Below are 24,600 nucleotides of genomic sequence, written 5' to 3'. Positions count from 1 at the left end.
CTCAGAAATCTCTAAGAAGGTGGCTGCTTCAGATAAGCCTCATAGCCCAACTCGTCTAACCGCGCCTGCTTATCTAACACCATTTGATGAAGGCTTTGGCGATAGCGCTGCACTTGCTCCAATAGCGTTCCATCATGGCTAGCCAGCATTTGTACCGCTAACAGCCCTGCATTTTTGGCATTACCGATCGCCACGGTCGCCACCGGAATTCCAGCAGGCATTTGCACAATCGAGTAGAGCGAGTCTACTCCTTGTAAATGCCGACTGACAACGGGCACACCAATGACGGGGAGCGGAGTCAGGGCAGCCACCATGCCGGGTAGATGGGCGGCTCCTCCGGCTCCCGCAATGATTACTTTTAAGCCGCGTTGATGGGCCTGCTGGGCATAGGTCACCATGCGTTCTGGTGTGCGATGGGCAGACACAATCGCCACTTCATAGGGAACACCAAACTCGCGGCAGATATGAATAGCCGCTTGCATTGTGGGCAAATCCGAGTCGCTGCCCATGATAATACCGATGAGGGGAGAAGACATGCAGAGGCAACCCTAACGAAATAACTGCAACAGCAAAAAAGTTGTAGTAGGAAGAAATTCAAAGAAATAATGAGCCATCGTTCAATTTAGCGCTGCTTTTATCAAGATACCGTTAAGAAGGTCAGTTCTCCCCTAAGTCGATCGGGTTTGTGATCAAGTTGAGTGCAAAGCTGTATTAGGATATTGTTCAGCATTACTTAACATGACCGTTAGGTAATGTTGCTTAATCGCAAAATTAATTAACCGATCGGTTTGCTCAATTTTGCTTAGTCGAGTTGGCTTCTACTAGGCTGGCTTCACCAAAAGCATCTGGGCAGACGGATTGTCATCATCCATTCCATGCTGTTACGGCTCTGACCTATCACATTAGCAAAGAGGGGACTATTTTGAGTCACTATACCGATAATATTGCTCCACACGGTGGGCAACTGATTAATCGTATTTGCACTCCTGAACAACGGGCTGAATTTCTGGACAAGGCGGAGTATCTACCCCGGATCTCTCTAGACGAGCGCACCTTTTCCGATCTGATCATGATCGCCATTGGTGGATTTAGTCCCCTCACTGGGTTCATGGAACAGTCCGATTACGATCGCGTTGTGGACGACATGCATTTGGCTAACGGTCTGCCCTGGTCAATTCCAATTACGCTCTCGGTCTCAGAAGAAATAGCGGAACCCCTAAAAGAGGGCAGTTTAGTTCGGTTAGATGACGCGACGGGCCGGTTTGTCGGGGTACTGCAACTAACGCAGAAATATCATTATGACAAGATGCATGAAGCGTTGCACGTCTATCGCACCAATGAAGAAAAGCATCCCGGTGTGTATGTGGTTTACAACCAGGGTCCGGTGAATCTTGCTGGTCCGGTTTGGTTGTTGCAGCGCGATCCTGATCCTCGCTTTCCGACTTATCAAATCGATCCGGCCGAATCTCGATCGCTATTTCGTGACAAAGATTGGAAAACGGTGGTCGGTTTCCAAACCCGCAATCCCATTCACCGAGCGCATGAATACATTCAAAAATGTGCTTTGGAGACGGTAGATGGGCTGTTTTTACATCCGTTGGTTGGAGCAACAAAGTCTGACGATATTCCGGCAGATGTGCGAATGCGCTGCTACGAAATCATGTTAGAGCACTACTTCCCTCACGATCGCGTCATTCTTGCCATCAATCCGGCTGCCATGCGCTATGCGGGCCCGCGGGAAGCCATTTTCCATGCCTTGGTGCGTAAAAACTATGGCTGTACCCATTTCATTGTAGGACGCGATCATGCGGGCGTGGGCGATTATTATGGTACCTATGACGCTCAACATATTTTTGACGAGTTTGATCCGGCTGCGTTGGGCATTACTCCGATGAAGTTTGAACATGCCTTCTACTGCACCCGCACTCAGTCGATGGCAACCACCAAAACTAGCCCAAGTTTGCCTGAAGAACGGATTCACTTATCGGGCACAAAAGTCCGCGAACTGCTGCGTCGTGGGGAACTGCCGCCGCCTGAATTTTCTCGCCCAGAGGTGGCCGCAGAACTAGTGCGGGCAATGCAGGCACAGTAGAACTTAGAGAATCAGCACCCGCGCGAGCGAATTCATTGCAATCAAATTCATACCGATCGCAGAGAACAGCATAAACACTGTATTGTGTCGCATATTATGTCGCCAGGAGCATGGTCATTCATGTTCCTTTTTTGTTTTTTAGTATTGAGTTTTTATGTTGAGCCTCAATCCGTGCTGACTATTCGCTGGGAAATTTGTTACATAAACCTAAATAATTCACAGATTTTGGAAGCAGATCTAGTATTGCGCTGAAATTGAGCTACTCTGGTAGGGTCAAATTGACGAATTTATGTTGTTTTTGGCGGGGTTCTGCATTCAGTATGAGAAATTTTTTGTTGGCTAAACTCGGTCTCCCATTTATGATTCCGGCCACACTGTTGGCAGTAGGCGTGCCTCATTTATCAGCGAACGCCCAAACCCCTCCGCTGTATAATCCGATCGAGCTAACGGGTAGCGAAGTGTCTGATTCCCTGACTGACCAGGACATCCCTACAGGTTTTGGCGGATTCTACCGAGATTATGTTGTCACTTTCGAAGCAGGCGATCAAGTCGTAATGGATCTAACGTCTGAAGAATTTGACACAATCATTACCTTGATTGCCCCCGATGGCTCTACGGTTGGTGAAAACGACGATGGCCCTGATGGCACAACCAATTCATTGCTGTTCGCTCGCATTACACAGGGTGGGCAATACATCATTCGGGTCAGCCCCTATGCCGGTCAAGGCTTAGGCGCCTTTACGCTACGAGTGAGCCGTTTGCAGCCGATTGACGACTAGGGAGCGCTTCAGAAAGTAGGGGCAGGTTTTGAGATGACACAGATTGAGGCAGCTAATAGAGTCTAATCTTGGCAATCCTGCCCTTGCCGCGATCGGGTTTGACTCGCCTGGGTTTCAATCCTGAATTAAAAGTGTTTCCGATTGAAACTGTTGTCTGTCATCCAAATACCAAGAGTGTGTCTCTTGACTCTTCCCTTGATGTACCGAGACGATGAGGTAAGAATAGTGCGGCCATGCCAAGCGCCGATCGCACTCGGAAGGAATCGCAACATGATCGGGATGAGAATGATACACTCCAATCACTCTGAATTGGCGATCACGGGCATAGCGCTGGGCTTGTAGCAAATCGCGCGGATCAATCCAGTAGCGCTCGGTTTTGGCGCGCTTCAATCCCGCAAGTGCTTCGGGTATAACCGTAGCTAGCTCATTAGCCACGGTCAAACTCCAAGCATTGACGACCGGAAACACCTCAACCAGAGTTCGCCGTTCCGGAGCGGATTGGCGATCGACATAGCCCATAAGTAATCCGCAGCACTCTTCAGGGTAGGTGCGTTCAGCGTGGGCAATCATGTCTTGCAACTGGCTGGCTGTAAGCTGAAGAATGGCAACCCTCCCTGGATTTGCTAGCTTTTCTCTTCATAGTCTTCGTAAGCTGCCACGATGCGTTGCACCAACGGATTTCGCACCACATCGGCTTTCGACAATTCGCAAAAGGCAATGCCCTCTACTTTCTGCAAAATTCTGCGGGCCACAGCTAATCCAGATTGCTGATAGGTTGGCAAATCGGTTTGCGTAATATCGCCTGTCACTACCATGCGCGATCGAAACCCCAAGCGGGTCAACACCATCTTCATCTGCGCTGGCGTAGTATTCTGGGCCTCGTCCAAAATAATAAACGAGTTGTTGAGAGTGCGACCGCGCATATAAGCCAATGGAGCCACTTCAATAATGCCACGCTCCATCAAGTTGGCAATTTTTTCAGGATCGACCATTTCATACAGCGCATCGTACAACGGTCGCAGATAGGGATTCACTTTCTGCTGCAAATCCCCCGGCAAAAAGCCAAGTCGTTCTCCAGCTTCTACCGCCGGACGGGTCAAAATCAGGCGCTCGTATTGGTTGTCTAACAGCGCTTGCACGGCGACCATAGCCGCCAAAAAGGTTTTCCCCGTTCCAGCCGGGCCGGTGCAAAACGTCAAATCCTTCGATCGCAGCGCTTCAATATATTGCCGCTGTCGAAAGGTTTTGGCTCGAATTTCCTCACCACGCCGAGTTTTAACAATGACATCCCGCTGAAGCGCTTGTAGATCTGCTTGGCGATCGGTATTGAGGGCGTGTCGTGCTGTCAGAATGTCAACCCCAGTGATATTTTTGCCTTGGCTCCAATAGGGTTCCAGTGACCGCACTAATTGCTCAGCCAGGTGTACCTGCTTTTCTTCGCCAGAAATCAGTACTGCCTGTCCCCGTAAACATAGTTTGGCTCCGGTTTGCTGAGCCAGTTGCTTCAGATTTTCCTCTTGATTTCCAGCTAGGGCCATGGCACTAGCCGGATTGGGCAGATCGATCGTTAAAGAAATGGCCATCTAGTGACGCGAACGGGATGGACGGCGAGGAGCAGAGCGAGAAAGATGGGGTTTATCATCACCAGCAGAATCTCGACCCGCTGTTTGACTGCCAAAAATCTCTAAATGAGCTACATGCCCCGAGGCCTGAGCGATCGCCTGTAGCACCGTGCGAATCGACTGAATATTGCGTCCCCCTCGACCAAACACTCGACCCTTATCTTCTCCTTCAATCGCCACGCGAATCAAAACCCGCGACGTGCGCGGTGAGATCTCACTATCTACCTTGAGGGAATCAGGAGACTCTAGAAAAGGAACGACTAAAAACTTAACTAACCCGTTATAGTCTGGTTGCGATGACAAGGGCGAGAAGGACATATTCAACAACTGCGATCGAACAATTAGACAGTGAGGTCAATGTAGCCCATGAATAAAGGTGAATTAAGAGGCGCGAAGCTGCTCAAAGACTTTCTGCTTTTCTAAAATTTGACGAACAGTTTTAGTTGGCTGAGCACCTTGTTTGAGTCGTCGAATAATACCGTCTACGTCTAACTTCACTTCATCCGTTCTCGGGTTGTAGAAGCCCAGTTCCTCTAAGGGGCGACCATCCCGGCGAGACGTGCTAGTGGTGGCAACGATGCGATAACTTGCCTCAAACTTTTTTCCAAATCGCTTTAAGCGCAGCTTAATCATGCCTGACTGTTATGCTCCTGTGTAAGACTCTACAATTGACTCCAAAATCAACATTATATCACGCTGTATTGGTAACACATCGCTTTAAAGCATCCAATTAATCGACACTTTCATTGACTGGGAAGCGATCGATGAGTTGAATAGCTCGATTAGCATTCTGCTTCAATTCATTACCAATATGCGGTACATGGGGGATTTGAGACAGAAAATCAACCGTGCGTCGTAGGATACGGACGACGTCTCCTTCATCCAAAGTGGTGTTGCCGCAGAGATCGCTCCACTCCACTCCTAACGCCCACTGTTCCACCAATCCCACTAAATCCGCTTCCAGCCAAACTGGCAGCGCAACCTGATAGCGACGCTGAAGTTTGAACAGTTCCCGACGAATGCGTCGTAATCCTGCTAATGCAGCCTCTACCTCCGGAGAGCTTTCATAGCGAGTCCACGTATCTGGGCGCGATACTTCTGTCACCAGAGCGGCACAAGCCGCTGCCAAATGATGAGGATCGAGGGCATCCAGTTCACCCGATGCAATGGCTAATCCTAGCCATAGTTCGTTGTCACCGCGAATGGCCGCCGCAATTTCACCGGAAGTCGTGGTAAGCCAGCGTTCTCTGGGCATGTTTGGAGCAACCGATTCATCTACTTCATCTACTAGATCGTCTGCTAGATTGATAGTCCTCTCGATCGATGATTCTTTCGGTGACGAATGGTTGAGCTTGTCATCTTCCCAAGAATTGTCTGAGTCAGTGTAGCCATCGAGCGGCTGTTGACCGTTACAATCCTGCCAATCATGTTGCTCACGTTCCAACTCCTCAAAATCATCTATCCGCTCTAGGCAGCCAAAGTATTCTAGAATTTCCATCAAATTCAAAAACTCTTGCCAGTAGCGCTGGGAGTATCGCTCTAACTTACTTTGACGGGATGCGATATCTTCTTCAAGTTTGATCAAGCGCTGAGCGCGCTTCACAATTTGCCCCGGATCGCCAAATTCGTGCAGTGGATGGGCTTGCAGTTGTGCTTCTACAGCGGCCATGCGTCCCTGCTGATCTTGCACTTCGGGCGGAACTGTTGTGTCAGGTGGAATATCGGGAATTTGCTGAGCGATCGGCAATGTCAACTCATCCCCTTTGCGCACGGCTCCTGCCCTGGGCGAAAGTTCCATGGGTGGAACTAGATGATCCACTTCGGCAATTCGGGGAAATTCAGGGTGCATTCCCACCACATCCCCGACCGCCACCACATGCCAGCGATTAGTTTGACTTAAGCAAATAAAGTAGGGAAACTGACCAGAGCCAGGAATTTTCACCACTAGAACGGCAGGTAAGGGAGTGGTGACGGGTACATGCTTTCCTTTCAGGCTTAATACAGTTCCGGCAACGGCAAACGATAGCGAGGCTGCCAAATGGTTGGCTGCGGTTTCCCGAGCTTGTTGCATCAACGTTCGTAACAGTCGCCGTTCTTCCTTGAGGCGATCGTGCAATTTCTCATAGCTAGTCAACAGGTCTGGAGAGACATCCGGCATTTGTGCCCGTTGTCGTTCCAGTTCGGCTGTGAGGGCCTCAATTCCCTGCTGTTGGGGTTTCAAGTACAGCGTTGATAGATAATTGCCGAAACTGCGCTCCACTAGATCCTGAGCCTGTTGCAGTGTGTGCGTTTGCAGCAGATTTAACACCATGCCATAGCTGGGTGTGAATTGGCTCACCAGCGGATCAGCTCCAGAGGTAGCTAAGTAGGCGGCATCGGTGGCTCCTTCAAAGGGAGTTTGAATCGTGACAACATGACCTAGATCGTCCATACCGCGTCGTCCTGCCCGTCCTGCCATTTGTAAAAATTCTGAGGCGTTTAGTAACCGATGGCCGCGATCGGTGCGTTTAGACAAACTAGAAATCACTGTGGTGCGGGCGGGCATATTAATGCCAGCGGCCAAGGTTTCGGTGGCAAATACGATTTTGATGAGTCCTTCTTGAAACAACTCCTCAATGAGTCCTTTCCAAGCCGGCAACACTCCAGCGTGGTGGGCAGCAATTCCTCGATATAGCGGTTCGATGTGCCCCGTGCGAGCCGCTTCTGGACTACGCTGCAAAAACGCATCAATGCGATATTTGAGGGCGGCGGCTTCTGCGCGATTCACCAGCGATAAATGCTCTAGTTCAGCGACAGCTTTGTCACAGCCTTTACGACTGAAGATGAAATAAATCGCAGGCAGCATATCTCGCTGCTGAAGCTGACTAACCACATACAGCAAACTAGGCGCATCTTGCCGTCCTCGTTGGCGTCCTCCCTTAGGCTTTAAGCGAGAATTGATGGCTTTGCGCTTGTTGTCAAGTAGGGGAAACAGACCCTTAGGATTGCAGAAGTGGTAGACCAACGGAACGGGACGAAAGTTGGAATAGACCAATTGCGTTGGGCCATGCACTTGTCTAATCCAATCAGTCAGTTGATCACTATTGGCGATCGTGGCAGACAAAGCCACCAACTGAATCAGGGGTGGAGCATAGATGATCGATTCTTCCCACACCGTACCACGCTGACGATCGTTCATGTAATGGCATTCGTCCAACACCACTGCTTCTACATCTACCAACGAGGTGCCCACTTGCCCAATCGGTGTGCCGTAGAGCATGTTGCGAAAAATTTCTGTGGTCATCACCAAGATAGGCGCATCTCGGTTAATGGAAGCATCTCCGGTCAATAGCCCCACCCGATCGGCTCCAAAACGTTCTCGGAAGTCACGCAATTTTTGGTTTGACAACGCCTTCAAAGGCGTCGTATAGAAAACCCGTTTGCCGCGTGCCAAAGCCCGATAGATTGCATACTCGCCAATGAGTGTTTTTCCCGAACCTGTTGGCGCGCACACCACTACCGACTGTCCCGCATCCAACGCAGCAATTGCCTGCTTTTGGAAATCGTCCAATTCAAACGGAAACACGTTTGTCAAGTCGAGTTGAGTTGCACCAGAAGAAAGGTTCACAGATTCAAGCCATTAGCACATTAAAAGAAGGATAGTACAAGAGGACGCAACCCCCACATTCTCAATCATAAGTCTTTTGCATCAATTGAGGCTGGGGACGAGCATGGGCTAGTTGCGATCGAGCACTCTCACAATCGGTTTGAATCTGAGCTTTGAGGTCTTCTAGCGAAGAGAATTTTTGCTCAGGACGCAAGAAACTCTCTAAGCTCACGCTCAAGGTTTCGCCATACAAGTCGCCCGACCAGTCTAGCAGGTGCACCTCAATGGTTTGACTGGTGCCATTCACCGTCGGACGCCGACCAATGTTCATAACGCCTGGCAAGGGAGTTGGATTTGGCTGCGAGCGACGATACACCCAAACGCTGTAAACCCCTTGGCGTGGCACAAACTTTTCAGGCGGCAGCTTTAAGTTTGCTGTGGGAAAGCCGATCGTTCGTCCGAGTTGTTGCCCTGGATTCACCTGTCCAATCAGCCGATAGGACCGTCCCAATAATTGATTGGCATAGGACAAATTTCCTTGCTCTAAGGCCTGACGAATGGCAGAACTGCTGATGCGTTCTCCATTATGAACAAACAAAGGCGCAATTTGCACTTCAATTCCATGTTGAGCCGCGATCGTCTGCAAATCTAATGTCGTGCCCGATCGCTGTTTTCCAAAGCAAAAATCTTGTCCTACACTAATTTGCTTGGCTTGCAGCCGTCGAACTAAGATTTCTTCGACAAATTCTTGAGGTGTCAGATTGGCAAGAGTTTGGTTAAATGGCAACAACACCAACTGCTGCACTCCTAACTCTTGAAGATATTGCGCTTTTTCATCGCGTGGAGTCAGCAAAGCCCGTTGCTTTCCTGTAAAAAACTCTTGAGGATGCGGACAAAAGGTTAAAACCGTGGCGTATGTATGTCCTAAAATCGGACGAATTACTTGCTGGTGCCCTTGATGAATGCCATCGAAGTTTCCAAGAGCAACAAAAGCTGGGGTTTTAATTGTGTCAAGAGAAGAAGTAATCCACACGCTTTACATTCTGACACATAACAGCGGTTTTGCCACTCCTACATTGCCCATTCCAATGGCAGACACCGGGCACTTGCCCACCTTACGGCAAACGTTGCCCCTGTCTATGAAACTGCGATGGGAACTGCCAATAAATCAATTTCTAGACCTTCCCAGGCTACTACACTGTTAGGAAATTGCCGAGTCACCTCTTCCTTAATGTGATCCATAAAGTCATCATCGTGCAGCGGATCATGGTGAAAAATTACCAGCTTGCTCACATTAGCGGCTTTAGCGACCTTCACAGCTTCTTGCCAAGTAGAATGCCCCCAGCCAATCTTACTCGATCGCTCTGAATAGTATTCCTCGTCTGTGTAAGTGGCATCATAAATCATGACATCGGCATTACGCGCGAGCCACAGCACATTCTCGTCTAGGCGATCGAGAAAATGTTCAGTATCGGTGATGTAAGCCACGGCATAGTCTTGCCAGTTAATGCGATACCCAACTGATTCGCCAGGATGATTGAGTAAGGCATTTTCGACAAGCACATCGCCGATTTGCACAGGTTCACCAATATCTAAATCTTGGAAGGCTAGCTCTGCACCCATAATTTGCAGTGGCACCGGAAAGTTAGGATGCAGCATTTGGTCGTTAAGGCGTTGTTCGATGGTAGAACCGTTGGGAGCGATCGCGCCATAAATAGTAAAGCGATTGCCGCGAATGAAGGCAGGCACAAAAAATGGGAACCCCTGAATGTGATCCCAGTGAGAATGGGTAAAGAAGAGATGCGCTTCTACAGGCATCTCACGCAACAGAGTTTGCCCCAACACCCGCAGCCCTGTACCCCCATCAAAGATCAGACGTTGTTTCCCAACTTGCATTTCAACGCAAGCCGTATTTCCTCCGTAGCGAACCGTGCTTTGTCCTGGACAGGCAATACTTCCCCTGACTCCCCAAAAGCGGATCGTAAATTGGTCGTTGCTGATAGACATGAACATTAATTGCCAGATTTCGCCTAGCGTAGTAGCTGCGTTCTAGTTGCCGGTACCTTTAAAAACTGAACATCGCGGATACTACTTCTTAATATAGTGAACCTAAAGGTAGGAGGAAGGTTTACAACCGCCAACTCAGCAAATTTAGGTCGATTTTTGATGAGATTTTTAAATTGAGCCATGTACTTCAACTTCAGCAACTGGTTTGCCTCTGCGATGGTTTGCCTTGTTTTGCCCTTCACCAACGCTAGAAGCAGAGGTCATGCAAGATGGGCTTCCTTGTCTTCTCTAACGGTTGAAAACAGAAACGGAATGAGGAGGAGTCCGCACCATGCAGCAATGGTTCCAAACATTGCATCCAGAGAGGTGCACATCGCGTAATCCAGTTTTCCCCAACTCTTGATTGGTCTATCGCCGGATGAGCTAATGCAAACTAGCTCGCGGCAAGTCTTTTAGGGTGGGAACAGGATTCGATCGGCTTACAGAACATCCTGCTGCTGTTTTTGAGCTTCTTGCATTTCCAGGCGGGCTAGAGTTGTGGCTGCATCAGCCAATTGCAGCGCCAGATTGGCTCGACTCACCGGATCGGTTGCTTTCCATAGATCTTGTTCAAGCGCGTGAACTCGGTAGCGAAATGCTTTGATGGAACAGGAGGAAATCACCTTTACCAACATGTCTATAGCCTCTTCTCTCTAGCAGCCTGAATGTGTAGCAGAATTTGTTCCGGTTCTAAATAAATAAATGTGAGGAGGATGATTTCGTCGTGAGTATTTATAACTACATCATAAGCGGCTTCTTGCGGTTCAACTCGTTCATGGTGAACAACAACGGTGTAATCTCCTAAAGGTAAATCGTCGAAGCCAGCATCTGCGTAAATTAAATCCACCGTTTCTTCTGCCAGGGTTTTGATGCCTTGCCGAAGTTGAGCTATAAAAGGAATTCCTTCGATCGAGGTCAGAGCTACGTTATCCTGGTCTCGAACCAGGACAAAAATATCAGACATAGGTTCACTCTTAAAACAGGGTCACCCTAGAACAGGGTTGAAATCGGGCAAAGCCCCCACGGTCTATTAATGCATAGAGTGAATGCCCATTTATGTCTAGTTCAACTCTAGTTCAACTTGGAGGGATGGCTCATAGATTGGGGGAATTGATGAACCAACGCTGGCAAAACTGGACACGGCGCTCGATCGTCTAAGTTTTCGGGTTTGCTCCAGCTAAATGGGGCTTTGTGGGCCGCTGACATCCACAGCAAGCGCTTGGCCCGAGTCATGGCTACATAAAGCAAGCGAAATTCTTCCGCAATTTTCAGTGACTCGGCCCGCTGCCACGCTGACAGCAGATCAGGCAACGGATACATGCCATGAATGCTCGCTCGAATCTGTGCTCTTGCAACTTCTGATAGGGTAAAGTCGCCCAAAAACTGGGCTTGTGGCAGTACCCGTAGACGACCAGGAATTACCTGCTCGTGCAGGAAGGGGATAAACACAAAATCCCAGTCCAGACCCTTAGCTTTGTGCATGGTGATGAGGGTAAGTTGGCGAGGGCGTAGAAGTCGAGATTCGGGTTCCTCCATCTCCACTGCTTCAAACCGTTCAGATCGCACAATTTCGCCGAGCGCATCGAGGACAGTTGCCATTGAGGAATCACCAAACGTTTGGTGGATAATTCGTTCTGCCAGTTTGTCTGCTGTTGCCAGTTCCGATTGTTCGTATTGCAGCGTCATCGCCAGAAATGGAATCAGTTGATAGTGTGGCAACTCCAATCGTGCTTTGAGCAAGCTCACGCAATAGCGTCTGGCTCGTCGAACTGGATCAGGTTGAGGTGGATCAAGCGGACCGGGGTAGAGAAATTGTTCAGGAAAACTCACGAGCGCATTCAAATCTTGTGTAGGAATCAATTGCCGATCGACTAAGACTTGAAGAGCAGCTTTGAGATAGTCCGGCGAGTGAGGACGATCGAGAAATTGCAGCATCGTCAAAATCTCAGCGGGCACGTGAGAATGACGATCGCGTTGACCTACATCATAGAGTTCGATGCCAGACTGCTTCAGGTTAATGTCTAGATGATAGAAGTCAGGATTTTGCAACAAGTCGGCTATAAATCGCCCCTGTCGATTTTCCCGCACCAATACCGCTGCTCGGCGATCGGGATAGTGGGTCAACAACTCGGCCACACGCAAGCCAATCAAGTTCACCGTCTGATAGATATCTGGCGGAAAGCGAATTTCTAGTCCAGTTCCTTCGGGGTCTGGATTAGCATCTTCTTGCGGATCATCGGGTGCAACAGGGTGAATATACTGGGGACGAAAAGGAAGAATTGGGGATTGGGGATTGGGGATTGGGGGTTGGAGGTTGGCGTAACGATCGTTAACCCAGGTAAGCACAAAGTTGGCAGCATCGATGATGGCTTGAGTGCTGCGCCCAGCCTGATCCATTTCGGCTAGGCGATGGGTAAGGGCACAGCGCTCACAGAACTCATAGAAAAACGCTGGATCGGCCGGAGTAAAGGTAGAGTTAATCGCTTGATTGGGATCGCCAACCCGCACTAAGTTAGGGAGACGATCGGCTTGGTTGGGAGCAGTTGCCAAAATTTCCAACAGGCGAGTTTGCAAGGGTGAAGAATCTTGAGCTTCATCTTCAAACACGGCATAAATTTGAGATTGCCACAGTTGGCGGGCACTGGAGTTTTCTAATACTCTTAACGCTGCCAGAATCATGTCGTCATAATCCAGAAAGCCGCGCTGTCGCAGTAGAGTTTGGTAGCGTTCATACAGCCCTGCGGCGATCGTCAACACATCGTAATCTGCCTCGTCGAGGATCGCGTGACGAGTCACATTTTTTCCAAGCTCGTACAACTGCTGGGGCAGCAAACCAGAGCTTTTGGCTTCGTGGATCACCGTATAGGCTAAATCAGGCAAGACTTCTGTCCGTAACACCGATTGCCGCCGCAAGCGCTCTGTTTCTTCACCATCAAACTGTCGCCCTTCTAATAGGCGTTGATAGGACTGAGGATGAGCCGCAACCCATTGTTCTACGCAGGTGCGAATTAAGCGACTGCTCTGATTGGGCGATACTAAGGTCAGGCGGTTCAAATCTAGCCCTGATAAATCAGGATGGCGGGTAGCAATGTTTAACGCCAAACCATGCAGCGTATAGACCATGAATCCCTGGGATGCAATCGATAGCGATCGCAGATGCTCGCGAATTTTGCTCTTCAAATTAGCCACAGCCGATCGGGTAAAGGTCACTAGGAGAAGCTGGGAATTAGGGGTAAATTCTTCTTGTCCAAGTCCAATTTCCTGTTCTTTATTCTCGGTTTTCTGCCCGATTTCTATTCCCGAATCTTGACTCCCTAAAGATCGAGTCGCTAATAGAATCGCCACGGCGATCGCCATTCCAGTTGATTTGCCTGAACCCGGCACCGCTGAGATGGCCAATGGTCCTGCTTGCCAATCAGCCATGCGCTGCTGACCAGGACGTAGCCTCGATCGCATTTGCTGAAGGATTTGAGCGCGTTGTGCGGCTGTAACTTGAATCAGGTTGATTGACATGAGTGTGTCTCATTTAGTCTCAGCATCTAGCTGGAGCGATTGACCAGATAATTGAACCAACTAGGCAACTACAAGATGATTCTGACCACGTGAGTTGGGGCAACATTAGAACTAAATTTAGCGTCGAACAAACCATGGCAGCGGTAACGTGGACATAATCCCCCATGATTCGATGACAAGACTTGCTCTACATCGGTATTTTGCTCGAAATTTTGTGTCAAGATCTCCATGGTTTGTCTGTCTGACTCAATTGCCAACTTAAACAACCCTACGGTTAGAGTGTTGTTGGCTTGTTCTGATTCTGTAGCCCCACCTTGAAACGTCCTGCTTTCTATTATTTTCTTCTGTTCATGATCCTCTTAGGAGGGTTGTTGCTGCGTTTTTGGCAACTCGACTCAAAACCGTTGTGGTTAGATGAGGTGCTGACGGCTTTGTTCAGCCTGGGGCAAAGTCAACAGGATGTGCCGTTGAATGTTTTCTTTCCACTCACAGCCCTCGATCGCATTTTCTCTATTCAGCCGGGAATTAGTTGTGCCCAAATTACGCAAACGGTGGCGACCGAATCGGTGCATCCGCCCCTGTTTTTTTGCTTACTGTATGGCTGGATGAACTGGCTGCAACCAGACAATTGGGTCTGGGGGCTGCGGTCCCTGCCTGCTTTGTTTGGAGTAGGAGCGATCGCTGCCCTATATTGGCTGAATCGGGTAGCTTTTTCACCGCGTGCTGGACTCATCGGTGCTGCGCTGATGGCTGTGTCCCCTTTTGCGGTCTATCTTTCTCAGGAAGCCCGTCACTATACTCTACCCATGCTGCTGATAACGCTGGCGCTGGTGGGGCTAGTGAAGATGCAACAAGATTTAGTCACTGACCGCTTGCGGGCTTGGGTATGGCTGGGTTGGTGCGGGGTCAACAGCATCGGGCTTTATACACACTACTTTTGTGCGATCGCTTTTATTGCCCAAGTTCTGGCGTTGTTGGTCTGGATGCTGTGGCAACGATCGCGACTAGGTTGGCAGTCTTGGTGGGCAATCGGACTGGCCATTGGCGGAGTCTGGCTAAGCTATCTTCCCTGGTTGCCTACCCTCATTAACCACTTCAGTCGTCCCGAAACGGATTGGTTGATTCCCTACAAGCCCGATTGGCAGGATCGAATTGCACCACTGTACCAAACGCTGGTGAATTGGGTGCTAATGGTGGTTGTTCTGCCAGTAGAAGATCAGCCCGATCGCGTGGTGCTGGGTTGGGGAATCGTCGGCTTAGTTTTTGCTAGCTGGTTGGGTTGGCAACTTTACCGAGGTTGGCGTATACGATGGCAGCAGGTTCCGTTTCGATCGCCGATGCTACTGCTCTCCGGGTTTACGCTAGGCGTTGTTCTACAGTTCTTCGCAATTGTCTATTTATTAGATAAGGATTTGACAGTTGTGCCCCGCTACAACTTTGTTTATTATCCGGGCGTGTGTGCCCTGTTAGGGGCTTGTTTGACAGGAAGGGGAGAACAGAGAACGAGAAACAGAAAACAGGGGATGAAGAATTCCTGGGCGGGTGATGGGCTGCTTCCTCCGGTGATCATTGTTTTGGTAGCGAGTTTGCTCAGCAGTTTTTTAGTGGTCAACGGTGTTGTGTTTCAAAAGTCCTATCATCCCGATCGCGTTGCTAGAACTATGGCGTTTGAACCGGATCGATCGCTGGTCGCTGTCACAGCTTATGAATCGTTGCAGGAGGTAGCGTTGGGCTTAAGTTTTGCGCTGGAGTTGCAAAAGTTGTATTCAACCACCACGATTGACTCACAGGTACGGTTTGGTTTTCTCGATCGCTCGGATGGATATGGCGCTGTGTGGCGAGCTTTTCCAGACCTTGAACAACCTTTGCCGCTGCCGCTGAATCTTTGGGTGGTGGCGTCACCCGGAATGCGAACAAAAGATTATCCAGAACGGCTTAGAATTAACGATCGGGCCACACCACGACGCAAGGCCTTGTGTCGTGTTGACCCGGATCGATTTGAACGCATCGGCTTTCCCTATCAGCTTTTCCGTTGCGAATCTAGAAGAGCGAGTTAAAACCAGAATTAAAACCAAAACCACGGCAAAGCAGCTAATGCGCAGGGATATTCATGCAATGACATGAAATCTTGCACCTTCGCTCACGGTTTGCAAACTAAGTGATCAGTCTAGATCGTTAGGCTGCGGCAATAACTGTTGGGGCGATTGGAGGATCTGATCGTACCTTGTTGAGGGGAAGTGAGCGATCGAAATAATCGGAGCCGCTAGGGTTAATAAAGCAATGAGGGTTCCAATGAAGCTCGCTAATTTTTGAGACGTGTGATCGGTCGGGTCGCTCGATTGACTACCAGATTCCATAACAAATGAGTTTAAAAATGATTTCACCTTAGACTGCTAACTTAGCCCATGTTTGAGAGAAACGCCTCTCTCCGGTTATACAATTCTAGAAATTTTTCACAGTTCCCATCATCCGAATAAATTCCAGTGGCAGACCATCAGCATCAGCAACAAACGCTACTTCATACACTCGATCGCCAATAATCTGCTGTGTAGGTTCCAGCAAAATCGTGAGTGGCTGAGTCTTTCCCGTTTCTGACGCTTGAGCAAATTGGATTTTCAGGCTAGCTAACCAGTCCGATAGGTCGTCGATCATATCGGTGAGGTCAAAGGACAAATGATAATACCCCGTGTAGTGCTCATCACCAAATGCATCGGCGGCTGGACGAGGTTGAGGAACCTGGAGCAGTTCAATACGGCCTCCTAGCCCCTTCATCCAACAAGCTAGCGTCATCCCTGCTGTGAAGCGCTCACACATTTCAAACCCAAGTTGCTCATAGAACGCGATCGCCCGATGGATGTCAGCGGTGCGAATGGAGGCATGGTGCATAGAGGGATTGGGGGTTAGAGGTTGGGGATTAGGACTGAAGGTTCAGCGTTAATTTCTACTCAAATAGGCGAAAGTAGGGATAACGAACTGGAGCACCCGGTTCTTTTTCTAAGTCAAAATTGATGACTTCCCAGCAGGGTTCCTCTGCTGGATCGGGGCTAAACTCGACCGGTAGTCCATACAAGCGCGGACGTGGAGATTCGGGCTGCCCACGCCAAGGACTGCTGCGTTCCAGATAGGTGCTGATTAAATCCTTGTAGCGTTTGGCAATAATCACCCGGGTGGCTCGATATCCTTGGGTGTACAGGCGATCGAGAGCTTCGTGAATTTCAAATCGAATCCCATCCGGGTGAGTATGTTGGCGATACCACTCATTGTTCCACCGCCGCCAATGCCGCCCAGACTGGAGATGAATTAGTTCTCCTGTCTTAGGATTTGCCTCAAATGCCCCATGGCGTTGACACAGGTAGGTATCTGTCAGGGTCAGCGCCGGGATCATCTGGCGACAATGGGGACACTGAATCTCTGGACCAAAGATTGGATACTGTAAAGCTGGGTTCATCTTGCAACTGCTATCCGTACAGGCAACTTGTGCCAAATCCGGTGGCTCTATTATAACTGGGGAAACTTGCTCCTCAGGGGAATTCTACAGGTATTGTTTGTTTACACGGAAGATCTTATGAGCAATTCTCAAGATTTGTCGGCAGTTTCGTCTTGGCAAGCCCCGTCTTGTCAGCCTCCAGATCTCTCGTTAGCCGCCTTTGTCGCACCCACAGCCGACGTGATGGGACGGGTAGAAATCAAGGCAGGAGCGAGCGTTTGGTATGGGGCAGTCATACGGGCAGATGTGGAACGCATTAGCATTGGTCGATCGACTAATGTTCAAGATGGAGCCATTCTGCATGGTGATCCGGGAATGCCAACGATTTTGGAGGATTACGTCACGATCGGACATCGCGCCGTGATTCACGGTGCTCAGATTGGAGAAGGTAGCTTAGTTGGCATCGGAGCCATCGTCCTCAACGGGGTGCGCGTCGGCAGCGGTTGCATTGTGGGGGCTGGTTCGGTTGTCACTAAAGATGTTCCCGATCGAACGCTGGTAATGGGCATTCCTGCCAAAACAGTTCGTCTAGTCTCCGAGGCAGAAGCTAGCGAATTGATTGAACATGCTAAACGCTATGAACAACTCGCCCGAGCGCACGCCACCAACGAATAAATCTTGAGGATTAGGAAGGCTAATGTTTAGGGAAAAGAGAGCGTCTAAGCCTTCATCCTTTATCCTTCCTGTTTATCCTTCTTGCTTAGTTGCTTTGCGTTGCTAATTGCTTTTCAGGTAGCGGCGTGTGCTTAGCCACAATCTGACGGAACTGTTCCCCTTCGATTGTTTCTTGTTCCAGCAACAGATCAACGAGTTTGTCGATTAGTTCTCGATGCTCACGGATAATACGGCGGGCTTCGGAATAGCAGTGCATGGCGATCGTTCGCACTTGTTGATCGACTTTGGTGGCAATTTCCTCTGAGTATTCGTTACGAGACATGAGATCTCGACCCAGGAAAACCTCGCTATTGCCACTTTCCAAAGCATAGGGGCCCAGATCTGACATGCCATAGCGCGTCACCATTTCTCGTGCCAAGTTGGCGACTACCTGAATGTCATTGCTAGCACCAACGGTAACCTCAGAATCGCCAAAAATTTCCTCTTCGGCGGCTCGCCCCCCCAACGCGATCGTGATTCGATCCAACAGCCAGGCTCGCGTATAGAGTCCGCTGTCAATCATCTCTTCGTTAAAGGTCTGTTGAGCAAAACCGCCAATACCGCCCGATCGTGGAATGATCGTGACTTTATTCAGGGGATCAGAGTTCTTCAACAAGGTCATAAGTAGAGCATGACCCACCTCGTGATAGGCAATCAGACGCTTCTTTTTGCTGTCCATTAGAGGAGCCAGCGTCATACCCGTTGTCACTCGATCAATCGCATCGTCCACTTCTAGGATGGTGATGGAGTCTTTACGGCGGCGGGCTGTCAAAATTGCAGCCTCGTTCAACATGTTAGCTAACTCGGCTCCAGAGAAACCCGGCGTCCGTCGAGCGATCGCTTCTAGAGACACGTTGGGATCAAGGCGCTTATTGCGAGCATGGACTTCTAGAATGCCCAATCTGCCCTTATAGCTGGGCAAATCAACTGTAACTTGGCGATCGAAGCGACCTGGACGCAACAGGGCTTGGTCTAATACATCGGGACGGTTGGTAGCAGCAATGATGATGACGCCCGTGTTGCCCTCGAACCCGTCCATCTCGGTCAGCAACTGGTTGAGGGTTTGTTCACGCTCGTCATTGCCACCGCCGATTCCTGTGCCACGCTGCCGACCCACGGCGTCAATTTCATCAATAAACACAATGCAGGGGGCGTTCTCCTTCGCCTTCTTGAATAAATCGCGGACACGAGAAGCTCCCACTCCCACAAACATCTCCACAAACTCAGAGCCAGAAATGCTGAAGAAGGGCACTCCTGCTTCCCCGGCGATCGCCTTGGCGAGCAATGTTTTGCCCGTTCCCGGTGGTCCAACTAGGAGAACACCCTTAGGAATTTTGGCTCCCACGGCGGTAAAGCGCTCTGGTTTTTTCAAGAAGGTGACCACTTCTTGCAGTTCTTCTTTGGCTTCTTCAATGCCAGCGACATCGTCAAATAGAACGCCAGTTTTGGCCTCCATTTGGAAGCGGGCCTTAGACTTACCAAAGTTCATCGCTTGACCGGACGCATTGCTGGTGCGACGCAAAAACATCAAGAGAATCATAATGGCAATAAATGCCAACATGCCGTGAAAAATCAAGCCAGCAATGGCACTGCTATCAGCGGACGGTTGAACATCGTAATCGACATTATTGCGACGAGCGGCTTCAAATAGCTCTGGGTTTTCGTCTGCAAACAGGACTACCTCACGCGCCGCGTTTTCAGGCTGCCCTTTCAGATGGACTTCCGCCAGACCCCGTACTGGGTCAATTTCAATTCGGCTAACCCGTCCAGCTTCTATGTCTTGTAATAATTCGCTGTAACTCGTCTGGTTCTGTGCTTCGTTATTATTCTGCTGAGCCAAACTGGGAGGGCTGGCGATCGCAGCTTGTAACATCAGCCACAGCGCTGTTACTGTTCCAGTTACCAGAGAGCCTCTTAGTCTATTGTGCGACTTCTGACCTCTCTCAGAGGATTTGCCTCTCAAAGCCAGAGAGCGAGTTGGCGCGTTGTTTTCAACCTGCTTCATACGTCGTTGCCCTTTGCCGTCCGCTATAGCCAGTCTTTGATTCACTTAGATGTCTGGATACAGACACAGTAGTTAAACTCTTGCCTAACCTACTGTCGGTATCCAACCCTTAGCTTAGCCATCGAGATCAACATCAAAATCGAACTGATCTGATAGCCACCTATAAAACTAGTGTAACCTTACCTATCGTAACTACGGTTGTTAAGCAGTAGGGGAATCGCTGAGGTTACGCCACAAATTTATGAAGAAATCATATTTCTCAATGGGCAATCTCAACCCGCTACACTTAGTTTGACTGAAAGAGTTTGACTGAAATCATCTGTTCTTTGTGCCGTCGATGGAATGATTCGTGAGGGTGATTTCATAGCTAGGGTGAGGGAAAGGTTGCCTGTAGAAACGCTTCTGCCTGCGATCGATCGTGAATTTCTCCATCCAGTGTGGCGTTCAGCAGGGCCTCTAGCATTGGTTTATACTGCTTACCGGGTTTATAGCCCATCGCTTTCAAGTCATTGCCGTCGATCGGAGGTTTAACGGTTGTCAAGTGAGTTAAATAGTGCCAAATTTGCCGACGGGTATGACGAGGCATCAGGACGGCCAGCAACGTTAGGGTGGGTAGATTGTATGGATGGAGGTGTTGATAAATTTGGCTAGGACGGAAGCAAGCAGGCAGATTCGCCATGAGGTTGGCTTGAATCTGATCCAAGGAGCGCAATCGCTCGATGCTATCAGCAGGTAGTTGCAAATTTTCGGCTACTTTGACGCGATCGGGCGTTGCTAATTGCGCTAGCAATACTTCCAGCAATACTAACCACTGTTCTAGGGTGTGATTGGTATCAAATCTTCGTAGCCAGCGATCGACCAGCCGCAATTGCCACCATAGGCGATCATCCAGGTGCAGATTGGAATGAATGCAGCACATGGCTCCTAAGTCAGACAGTAAGCGCACCGCTGATTTCCAATAGGGAGCCTCTAGAATGTACTTCAGTTCCTGCTTCAGACGAGTTTGTAGGGCTGGTGTCTTTTCCATCTCCAGTTGAATGCGATGGTATACCCCACTAGCGATGGCATGGTGAATATAACCTTCGGTTTGAGGATCAATGGCAAACCCAAGCCGCACAGCAAAGCGCACCGCCCGAAAAATTCGAGTTGGATCTTCAATAAAGCTATTGGCGTGCAGCACCCGAATCTGTTTAGCTTTCAGATCTAATAGCCCGCCGAAGAAATCTAGCATTTCTCCGACTCGTGGGGGTGTCAGCCGAATCGCTAGCGCATTAATTGTGAAATCGCGCCGATACAAATCTTGACGAATGGAACTGGCTTCTACTTCGGGATTGGCTGCTGGATAGGGATAGAATTCTGTACGAGCCGTGGCAATGTCTACCCACAATGAATCAAACTCTGGGTGATTGTGCCAAGTGAGAGCCGCCGTTTGAAACCGCCCATGTACCTGCAATCGAGCATCAGGATACGTCTGCTGTAACGATCGGGCCAGTTCCACCCCAGCCGCCTGATCTGCCGTCTGATGAAAGCCATCCACCACTAAATCAATATCCGGCAGAGAAGATTGGGCTTGTTTACTGTTGTTTGTGCCAGACAGCAGTAAATCGCGCACGGCCCCTCCCACCAAGTAAAGCTGCCAACCTCGGACTTCAGCTTGTTTGGCGATCGCCATCAACAAGTTCCACAAGGCAGGTGACAAACGATCGTGCAGTAATTCTCGAACAACTCTAGGCAGTAGGCAAAAATCACGAAAAGATGGGACATCAGGCATCGAACCATTCAGCTCTGCTGGTTGCCTTCTGCCTATTCTCTGTTGTTCCACTGCCCGCTCTTGATGTAATTGCCGCAACACATCTGTGCGAGTGACAATCCCAATTAATTGCTCGTCTTCGAGGACGGGCAACCGACCGATATCATAGGTCACCATCAAGGACTCGATCTCAGGCAACGTGGTGTCGGGTGTGATGGTCTTGAGGTTAGTCGTCATGTAGCCTTTGACGCGGGCATGATCAAATCCGTGATGTAAGGCAATATCCAGATCTCGGCGCGAGATAATACCCACTAAGTGACCATTAGCATCTACTACCGACAAACCAGAGTGGCCATAGCGCAAAAGAATGCGTTGGGCTTCTCGAATCGTTGTGTCTGGCAGGATCGTGCGCACGGGGGAGGACATTAACTCTCTGGCAATGGGCGGTCGAGGAATTTGCGATCGCAACTGCGCCAATAGATCTGCCATCACGGCGTCTGGATCAGCACTGCGCAAGGTCAGAGATGCTGCCCGAGGATGCCCACCGCCACCCAATGGTTGAAATAGTTCACCAAGGTTGATCCACGTTGTCGATCTAGAGCCAGCACTGCCACGCGATCGACCAATGATGACTAACCGCTGCTCTTCGTCTCCCACGCTGTCGTAGGCTCCTAGCAGCAACACATCAGCTTCGGTTAAGCTGATCAACCGCGATGCCAAACTAGATAAACCGGGAATATATTCCTCAATCGGCAATAGCACCCACGCCAAGGTGTAGCCTTCTACCGTTTCAGTCGTTAAATTCTCCAGAGCTACACTTAGCAAATCTTGCATTTGGGCCGATAACCCCGGCTCTACATATTCCCCCAAAACCCGCAAATTTGCTCCTTGTTCCATTAACCAGGTCAAAGCAGCCGCATCTCGCACGGTGGCATGGTCATAGGTTAACGATCCTGTATCCACGTGAATTCCCAACGCCATCACCGTGGCTTCCGCTGGCGTTAAGCTAGGAGTCCCAGCGTCACAATCATCCAATTCTCGTAAGGCTTCTACCACTAGAGTTGTTACAGCCCCAACGGGTTCAATGTGCCGATGGGTGCCCTCAATATCCCCTTGGGCATGAATGTGATGATCGTAGACTGTCACCTCAACGTTCGGTAGATCTAGCCATTCAGCCGCCTTGCCGATGCGATCGCGCCACTGAGTATCTACCACAATCAGGTGACGAATTGCTTCTGGGTTGACCGATCGCCGTTCAATCAAAGCATATTCATCCCGGTGCAATGCCAAAAAATTACGTACCGTAGGGTGACAGCCCCCTGTCAACACAATCCTGGCACTCGGATACAACTGTGTTAATCCCACGGCCGCTCCAAGCGTGTCAAAATCTGCTGTTGTGTGGCAGAGAATCAGATCCATGATGAAAGGCTAAAGTCTAAAGAAATATTTTTATCCTTCATCCTTTATCCCTTATCCTGCTCCAATTGGGTGTCAATTTCTGATAGCTTACTACTGAGAGGCGATCGAACAGCAGACTCAAAATTCTGTTGTCATCACTCGCGCTGTATTGGGAGGATAAAAATGTCGATTTTGTTCCAAATTGCTTTAGCAGCTTTGGTTATTCTATCGTTTGTAATGGTGGTCGCGGTTCCAGTTGCTTATGCTAGCCCTCAAAATTGGGATCAAAACAAGCGTTTACTCTTTTTAGGATCAGGGCTTTGGGTACTGCTAGTGCTGTTGGTTGGCGGACTCAACTACTTTGTGGTTTAGGCTAAAGGTAGAGCCTGAGGCGTTTTGTCTGAGGCTAGACCTTTAGCGAAAATTCTATTCGAGAATATGGCCATTTTTGAGGGCACATTCACTCATACTGAACCTCTGCGATTTGCGATTGTCATTGGTCGATTTAATGACCTTGTAACCGGCAAATTGTTAGAGGGTTGTCAAGACTGCTTAAAGCGTCACGGAATCGATCCAGACCCACACGGAACACAAGTCGATTATGCTTGGGTTCCTGGTAGTTTTGAGGTTCCGTTGGTGGCTCGTCAACTGGCGCTCACACACCGTTATGATGCCATCATTTGCCTAGGAGCAGTCATTCGAGGCTCTACGCCACACTTTGACTATGTTGCCGCAGAGGTGTCTAAAGGAATTGCCGCCGCAAGTTTCCAAACGGGCGTTCCTGTGGTTTTTGGCATTCTAACAACCGATACCATGCAACAAGCGTTAGAGCGAGCTGGGATAAAAAGCAATAAGGGCTGGGACTATGCCATGAATGCGATCGAAATGGCTAACCTGATGCGTCAAGTTAGAACGCTAAATCCTGATTTGCAAAATAATAGTCTGGCTAGTGCCAATTCGCAGAGCTTGCCTGGTTCCCTTAAAAGCGCAGTTCCAAGCGACTCTTCGGATTGAACCATACTGCTCGTTTTTAGTTGAATGTGCTAGTTGAATGTGTGCCGATCATGGCATTCTCGTGAATGTCTCTTAACTTAACTCATAACGCTCTATAATGGTGGATCGTGTCCATCCACTCCCAAACTGCTATGTCTCGCAAATGTGATTTAACGGGTAAAACCGCCAACAATGCCTACGCCATCTCCCACTCTCACCGTCGTACCAAGAAGCTTCAGGAAGCCAACTTGCAAGAAAAGCGAATTTGGTGGCCCCAAGGTAAGCGTTGGGTACGGTTGCGGCTTTCTACTAAAGCTATCAAAACGCTGGAGCGCAAGGGTCTGGCAGCCATGGCAAAAGAAGCGGGTATCGACCTCAGCAAGTACTAGACACCGTTTTGATCAACCTTACAATACGCTCAAGTGGTTCGATCGAACCTTCTGTGGGGTAGGCTATGCCCGCCTCACTGAAGGGTATAGCAATCGCCAGCTCAGATTGGCGTTTATCTAGAGAGTGCGACTCATCCCTGCTCTTAACACTCTCTCAACACTAAAGCCGAACTGGTTCAACTTCACTATTACTGCTTGTGTAAAAAAATATAAGCGCTACGTAATTTCCTCAGCTCATTTTTTCTCAAACGATCACTCAACGTCGCTAATCTGCGGTGATTTCAGG

At 49.4% G+C, this 24,600-nt stretch carries 23 protein-coding genes; 7 read left to right on the top strand and 16 right to left on the bottom strand.

The features are described 5' to 3' along the window. Positions 1–11: 11 nt before the first annotated feature. On the bottom strand, positions 12–536 hold the full coding sequence (gene purE, locus OXH18_RS13405) for a 5-(carboxyamino)imidazole ribonucleotide mutase (RefSeq protein ID WP_268607587.1): 525 nt from the start codon (positions 534–536) through the stop codon (positions 12–14). 386 nt (positions 537–922) lie between these two features. Between purE and sat the strand changes: the two genes are divergently transcribed. Together sat and OXH18_RS13395 are read left to right on the top strand one after the other, a co-directional pair. After that, positions 923–2,092 carry a sulfate adenylyltransferase gene (sat, locus tag OXH18_RS13400; RefSeq protein ID WP_268613182.1) on the top strand — a complete coding sequence of 390 codons (1,170 nt, stop codon included), beginning with the start codon at positions 923–925 and terminating at the stop codon, positions 2,090–2,092. A gap of 359 nt (positions 2,093–2,451) precedes the next feature. Continuing rightward, positions 2,452–2,871: a PPC domain-containing protein gene (locus OXH18_RS13395; protein WP_268607586.1), complete on the top strand. Its 420-nt coding sequence runs from the start codon at positions 2,452–2,454 to the stop codon at positions 2,869–2,871. 114 nt (positions 2,872–2,985) lie between these two features. Here the strand turns inward: OXH18_RS13395 and OXH18_RS13390 are convergent, their stop codons facing one another. The 10 genes from OXH18_RS13390 to OXH18_RS13345 form a co-directional block, all read right to left on the bottom strand. Next, complete coding sequence (locus tag OXH18_RS13390; protein ID WP_268607585.1) at positions 2,986–3,441, bottom strand: M67 family metallopeptidase; 456 nt, start codon at positions 3,439–3,441, stop codon at positions 2,986–2,988. Positions 3,442–3,494: 53 nt separating this feature from the next. Beyond that, positions 3,495–4,454, bottom strand: coding sequence for a PhoH family protein (locus OXH18_RS13385; RefSeq protein ID WP_268607584.1), 960 nt, complete (start codon positions 4,452–4,454; stop codon positions 3,495–3,497). After that, the gene (locus OXH18_RS13380) at positions 4,455–4,811 is read right to left on the bottom strand and encodes a KH domain-containing protein (protein WP_268607582.1); all 357 of its coding nucleotides are present in this window, start codon (positions 4,809–4,811) and stop codon (positions 4,455–4,457) included. Positions 4,812–4,874: 63 nt separating this feature from the next. Further along, positions 4,875–5,126 (bottom strand): 30S ribosomal protein S16, encoded by a 252-nt coding sequence (gene rpsP / locus OXH18_RS13375; RefSeq protein ID WP_268607581.1) that lies wholly within the window; start codon positions 5,124–5,126, stop codon positions 4,875–4,877. 97 nt (positions 5,127–5,223) lie between these two features. Continuing rightward, the gene (locus tag OXH18_RS13370) at positions 5,224–8,100 is read right to left on the bottom strand and encodes a DEAD/DEAH box helicase (protein WP_268607580.1); all 2,877 of its coding nucleotides are present in this window, start codon (positions 8,098–8,100) and stop codon (positions 5,224–5,226) included. Positions 8,101–8,161: 61 nt separating this feature from the next. Continuing rightward, positions 8,162–9,112 (bottom strand): bifunctional riboflavin kinase/FAD synthetase, encoded by a 951-nt coding sequence (locus OXH18_RS13365; RefSeq protein WP_268607579.1) that lies wholly within the window; start codon positions 9,110–9,112, stop codon positions 8,162–8,164. A 104-nt stretch (positions 9,113–9,216) separates the two neighbouring features. Then, positions 9,217–10,086: an MBL fold metallo-hydrolase gene (locus tag OXH18_RS13360; RefSeq protein WP_268607578.1), complete on the bottom strand. Its 870-nt coding sequence runs from the start codon at positions 10,084–10,086 to the stop codon at positions 9,217–9,219. 479 nt (positions 10,087–10,565) lie between these two features. Further along, positions 10,566–10,760: a hypothetical protein gene (locus OXH18_RS13355; protein ID WP_268607577.1), complete on the bottom strand. Its 195-nt coding sequence runs from the start codon at positions 10,758–10,760 to the stop codon at positions 10,566–10,568. 2 nt (positions 10,761–10,762) lie between these two features. After that, the gene (locus tag OXH18_RS13350; RefSeq protein WP_268607576.1) at positions 10,763–11,089 is read right to left on the bottom strand and encodes a hypothetical protein; all 327 of its coding nucleotides are present in this window, start codon (positions 11,087–11,089) and stop codon (positions 10,763–10,765) included. 107 nt (positions 11,090–11,196) lie between these two features. Next, positions 11,197–13,638: an ATP-dependent helicase gene (locus OXH18_RS13345; RefSeq protein ID WP_268607574.1), complete on the bottom strand. Its 2,442-nt coding sequence runs from the start codon at positions 13,636–13,638 to the stop codon at positions 11,197–11,199. 350 nt (positions 13,639–13,988) lie between these two features. On the opposite strand from OXH18_RS13345, the gene OXH18_RS13340 reads away from it, so the two are divergent. Beyond that, positions 13,989–15,695: a glycosyltransferase family 39 protein gene (locus tag OXH18_RS13340; RefSeq protein WP_268607573.1), complete on the top strand. Its 1,707-nt coding sequence runs from the start codon at positions 13,989–13,991 to the stop codon at positions 15,693–15,695. Positions 15,696–15,800: 105 nt separating this feature from the next. Here the strand turns inward: OXH18_RS13340 and OXH18_RS13335 are convergent, their stop codons facing one another. The 3 genes from OXH18_RS13335 to OXH18_RS13325 all read right to left on the bottom strand — a co-directional run bounded on the left by OXH18_RS13335 (position 15,801) and on the right by OXH18_RS13325 (position 17,086). Beyond that, complete coding sequence (locus OXH18_RS13335) at positions 15,801–15,995, bottom strand: hypothetical protein (protein WP_268607572.1); 195 nt, start codon at positions 15,993–15,995, stop codon at positions 15,801–15,803. An 85-nt stretch (positions 15,996–16,080) separates the two neighbouring features. Continuing rightward, positions 16,081–16,524, bottom strand: a complete 444-nt coding sequence (locus tag OXH18_RS13330) for a VOC family protein (RefSeq protein WP_268607571.1) — start codon at positions 16,522–16,524, stop codon at positions 16,081–16,083. Positions 16,525–16,579: 55 nt separating this feature from the next. Beyond that, entirely contained in the window at positions 16,580–17,086 is a 507-nt protein-coding gene (locus tag OXH18_RS13325; protein WP_268607570.1) for a TIGR02652 family protein, read from the bottom strand. Between the two features lie 117 nt (positions 17,087–17,203). Here OXH18_RS13325 and OXH18_RS13320 point away from each other — a divergent pair, with 117 nt between their 5' ends. Beyond that, positions 17,204–17,740, top strand: coding sequence for a gamma carbonic anhydrase family protein (locus OXH18_RS13320; protein ID WP_268607569.1), 537 nt, complete (start codon positions 17,204–17,206; stop codon positions 17,738–17,740). An 85-nt stretch (positions 17,741–17,825) separates the two neighbouring features. Here OXH18_RS13320 and ftsH read toward each other — a convergent pair whose 3' ends face one another. Both ftsH and OXH18_RS13310 read right to left on the bottom strand, forming a co-directional pair. Further along, a complete protein-coding gene (gene ftsH, locus OXH18_RS13315) occupies positions 17,826–19,784 on the bottom strand; it encodes an ATP-dependent zinc metalloprotease FtsH (RefSeq protein ID WP_390904325.1) in 1,959 nt (652 codons plus the stop codon). Positions 19,785–20,151: 367 nt separating this feature from the next. After that, a complete protein-coding gene (locus OXH18_RS13310; protein ID WP_268607568.1) occupies positions 20,152–22,953 on the bottom strand; it encodes a CBS domain-containing protein in 2,802 nt (933 codons plus the stop codon). A gap of 162 nt (positions 22,954–23,115) precedes the next feature. Between OXH18_RS13310 and psbZ the strand changes: the two genes are divergently transcribed. The 3 genes from psbZ (at position 23,116) to rpmB (ending at position 24,314) form a co-directional block, all read left to right on the top strand. Further along, positions 23,116–23,304 carry a photosystem II reaction center protein PsbZ gene (gene psbZ / locus OXH18_RS13305; RefSeq protein WP_268607567.1) on the top strand — a complete coding sequence of 63 codons (189 nt, stop codon included), beginning with the start codon at positions 23,116–23,118 and terminating at the stop codon, positions 23,302–23,304. A gap of 66 nt (positions 23,305–23,370) precedes the next feature. After that, positions 23,371–23,946 (top strand): 6,7-dimethyl-8-ribityllumazine synthase, encoded by a 576-nt coding sequence (gene ribH / locus OXH18_RS13300; protein WP_268607566.1) that lies wholly within the window; start codon positions 23,371–23,373, stop codon positions 23,944–23,946. 131 nt (positions 23,947–24,077) lie between these two features. Next, on the top strand, positions 24,078–24,314 hold the full coding sequence (gene rpmB, locus OXH18_RS13295; protein ID WP_268607565.1) for a 50S ribosomal protein L28: 237 nt from the start codon (positions 24,078–24,080) through the stop codon (positions 24,312–24,314). Positions 24,315–24,600 lie beyond the last annotated feature (286 nt).

Source organism: Thermocoleostomius sinensis A174, from assembly GCF_026802175.1.
Lineage (GTDB): Bacteria > Cyanobacteriota > Cyanobacteriia > Elainellales > Elainellaceae > Thermocoleostomius > Thermocoleostomius sinensis.
The sequence above is the reverse complement of the archived record's forward strand: the minus strand, read 5'-3'. Positions and strand labels throughout refer to the sequence as shown.

Coding starts and splice junctions, on each gene's coding strand:
- OXH18_RS13340 (WP_268607573.1), top strand. CDS start 13,989: ATGATCCTCTTAGGAGGGTTGTTGCTGCGTTTTTGGCAACTCGACTCA.
- OXH18_RS13355 (WP_268607577.1), bottom strand. CDS start 10,760: ATGTTGGTAAAGGTGATTTCCTCCTGTTCCATCAAAGCATTTCGCTAC.
- OXH18_RS13345 (WP_268607574.1), bottom strand. CDS start 13,638: ATGTCAATCAACCTGATTCAAGTTACAGCCGCACAACGCGCTCAAATC.
- OXH18_RS13350 (WP_268607576.1), bottom strand. CDS start 11,089: ATGTCTGATATTTTTGTCCTGGTTCGAGACCAGGATAACGTAGCTCTG.
- purE (WP_268607587.1), bottom strand. CDS start 536: ATGTCTTCTCCCCTCATCGGTATTATCATGGGCAGCGACTCGGATTTG.
- psbZ (WP_268607567.1), top strand. CDS start 23,116: ATGTCGATTTTGTTCCAAATTGCTTTAGCAGCTTTGGTTATTCTATCG.
- OXH18_RS13310 (WP_268607568.1), bottom strand. CDS start 22,953: ATGGATCTGATTCTCTGCCACACAACAGCAGATTTTGACACGCTTGGA.
- ribH (WP_268607566.1), top strand. CDS start 23,371: ATGGCCATTTTTGAGGGCACATTCACTCATACTGAACCTCTGCGATTT.
- OXH18_RS13325 (WP_268607570.1), bottom strand. CDS start 17,086: ATGAACCCAGCTTTACAGTATCCAATCTTTGGTCCAGAGATTCAGTGT.
- OXH18_RS13395 (WP_268607586.1), top strand. CDS start 2,452: ATGATTCCGGCCACACTGTTGGCAGTAGGCGTGCCTCATTTATCAGCG.
- OXH18_RS13360 (WP_268607578.1), bottom strand. CDS start 10,086: ATGTCTATCAGCAACGACCAATTTACGATCCGCTTTTGGGGAGTCAGG.
- rpsP (WP_268607581.1), bottom strand. CDS start 5,126: ATGATTAAGCTGCGCTTAAAGCGATTTGGAAAAAAGTTTGAGGCAAGT.
- OXH18_RS13320 (WP_268607569.1), top strand. CDS start 17,204: ATGAGCAATTCTCAAGATTTGTCGGCAGTTTCGTCTTGGCAAGCCCCG.
- ftsH (WP_390904325.1), bottom strand. CDS start 19,784: ATGAAGCAGGTTGAAAACAACGCGCCAACTCGCTCTCTGGCTTTGAGA.
- OXH18_RS13330 (WP_268607571.1), bottom strand. CDS start 16,524: ATGCACCATGCCTCCATTCGCACCGCTGACATCCATCGGGCGATCGCG.
- OXH18_RS13380 (WP_268607582.1), bottom strand. CDS start 4,811: ATGTCCTTCTCGCCCTTGTCATCGCAACCAGACTATAACGGGTTAGTT.
- OXH18_RS13335 (WP_268607572.1), bottom strand. CDS start 15,995: ATGGAATCTGGTAGTCAATCGAGCGACCCGACCGATCACACGTCTCAA.
- OXH18_RS13385 (WP_268607584.1), bottom strand. CDS start 4,454: ATGGCCATTTCTTTAACGATCGATCTGCCCAATCCGGCTAGTGCCATG.
- rpmB (WP_268607565.1), top strand. CDS start 24,078: ATGTCTCGCAAATGTGATTTAACGGGTAAAACCGCCAACAATGCCTAC.
- OXH18_RS13390 (WP_268607585.1), bottom strand. CDS start 3,441: ATGATTGCCCACGCTGAACGCACCTACCCTGAAGAGTGCTGCGGATTA.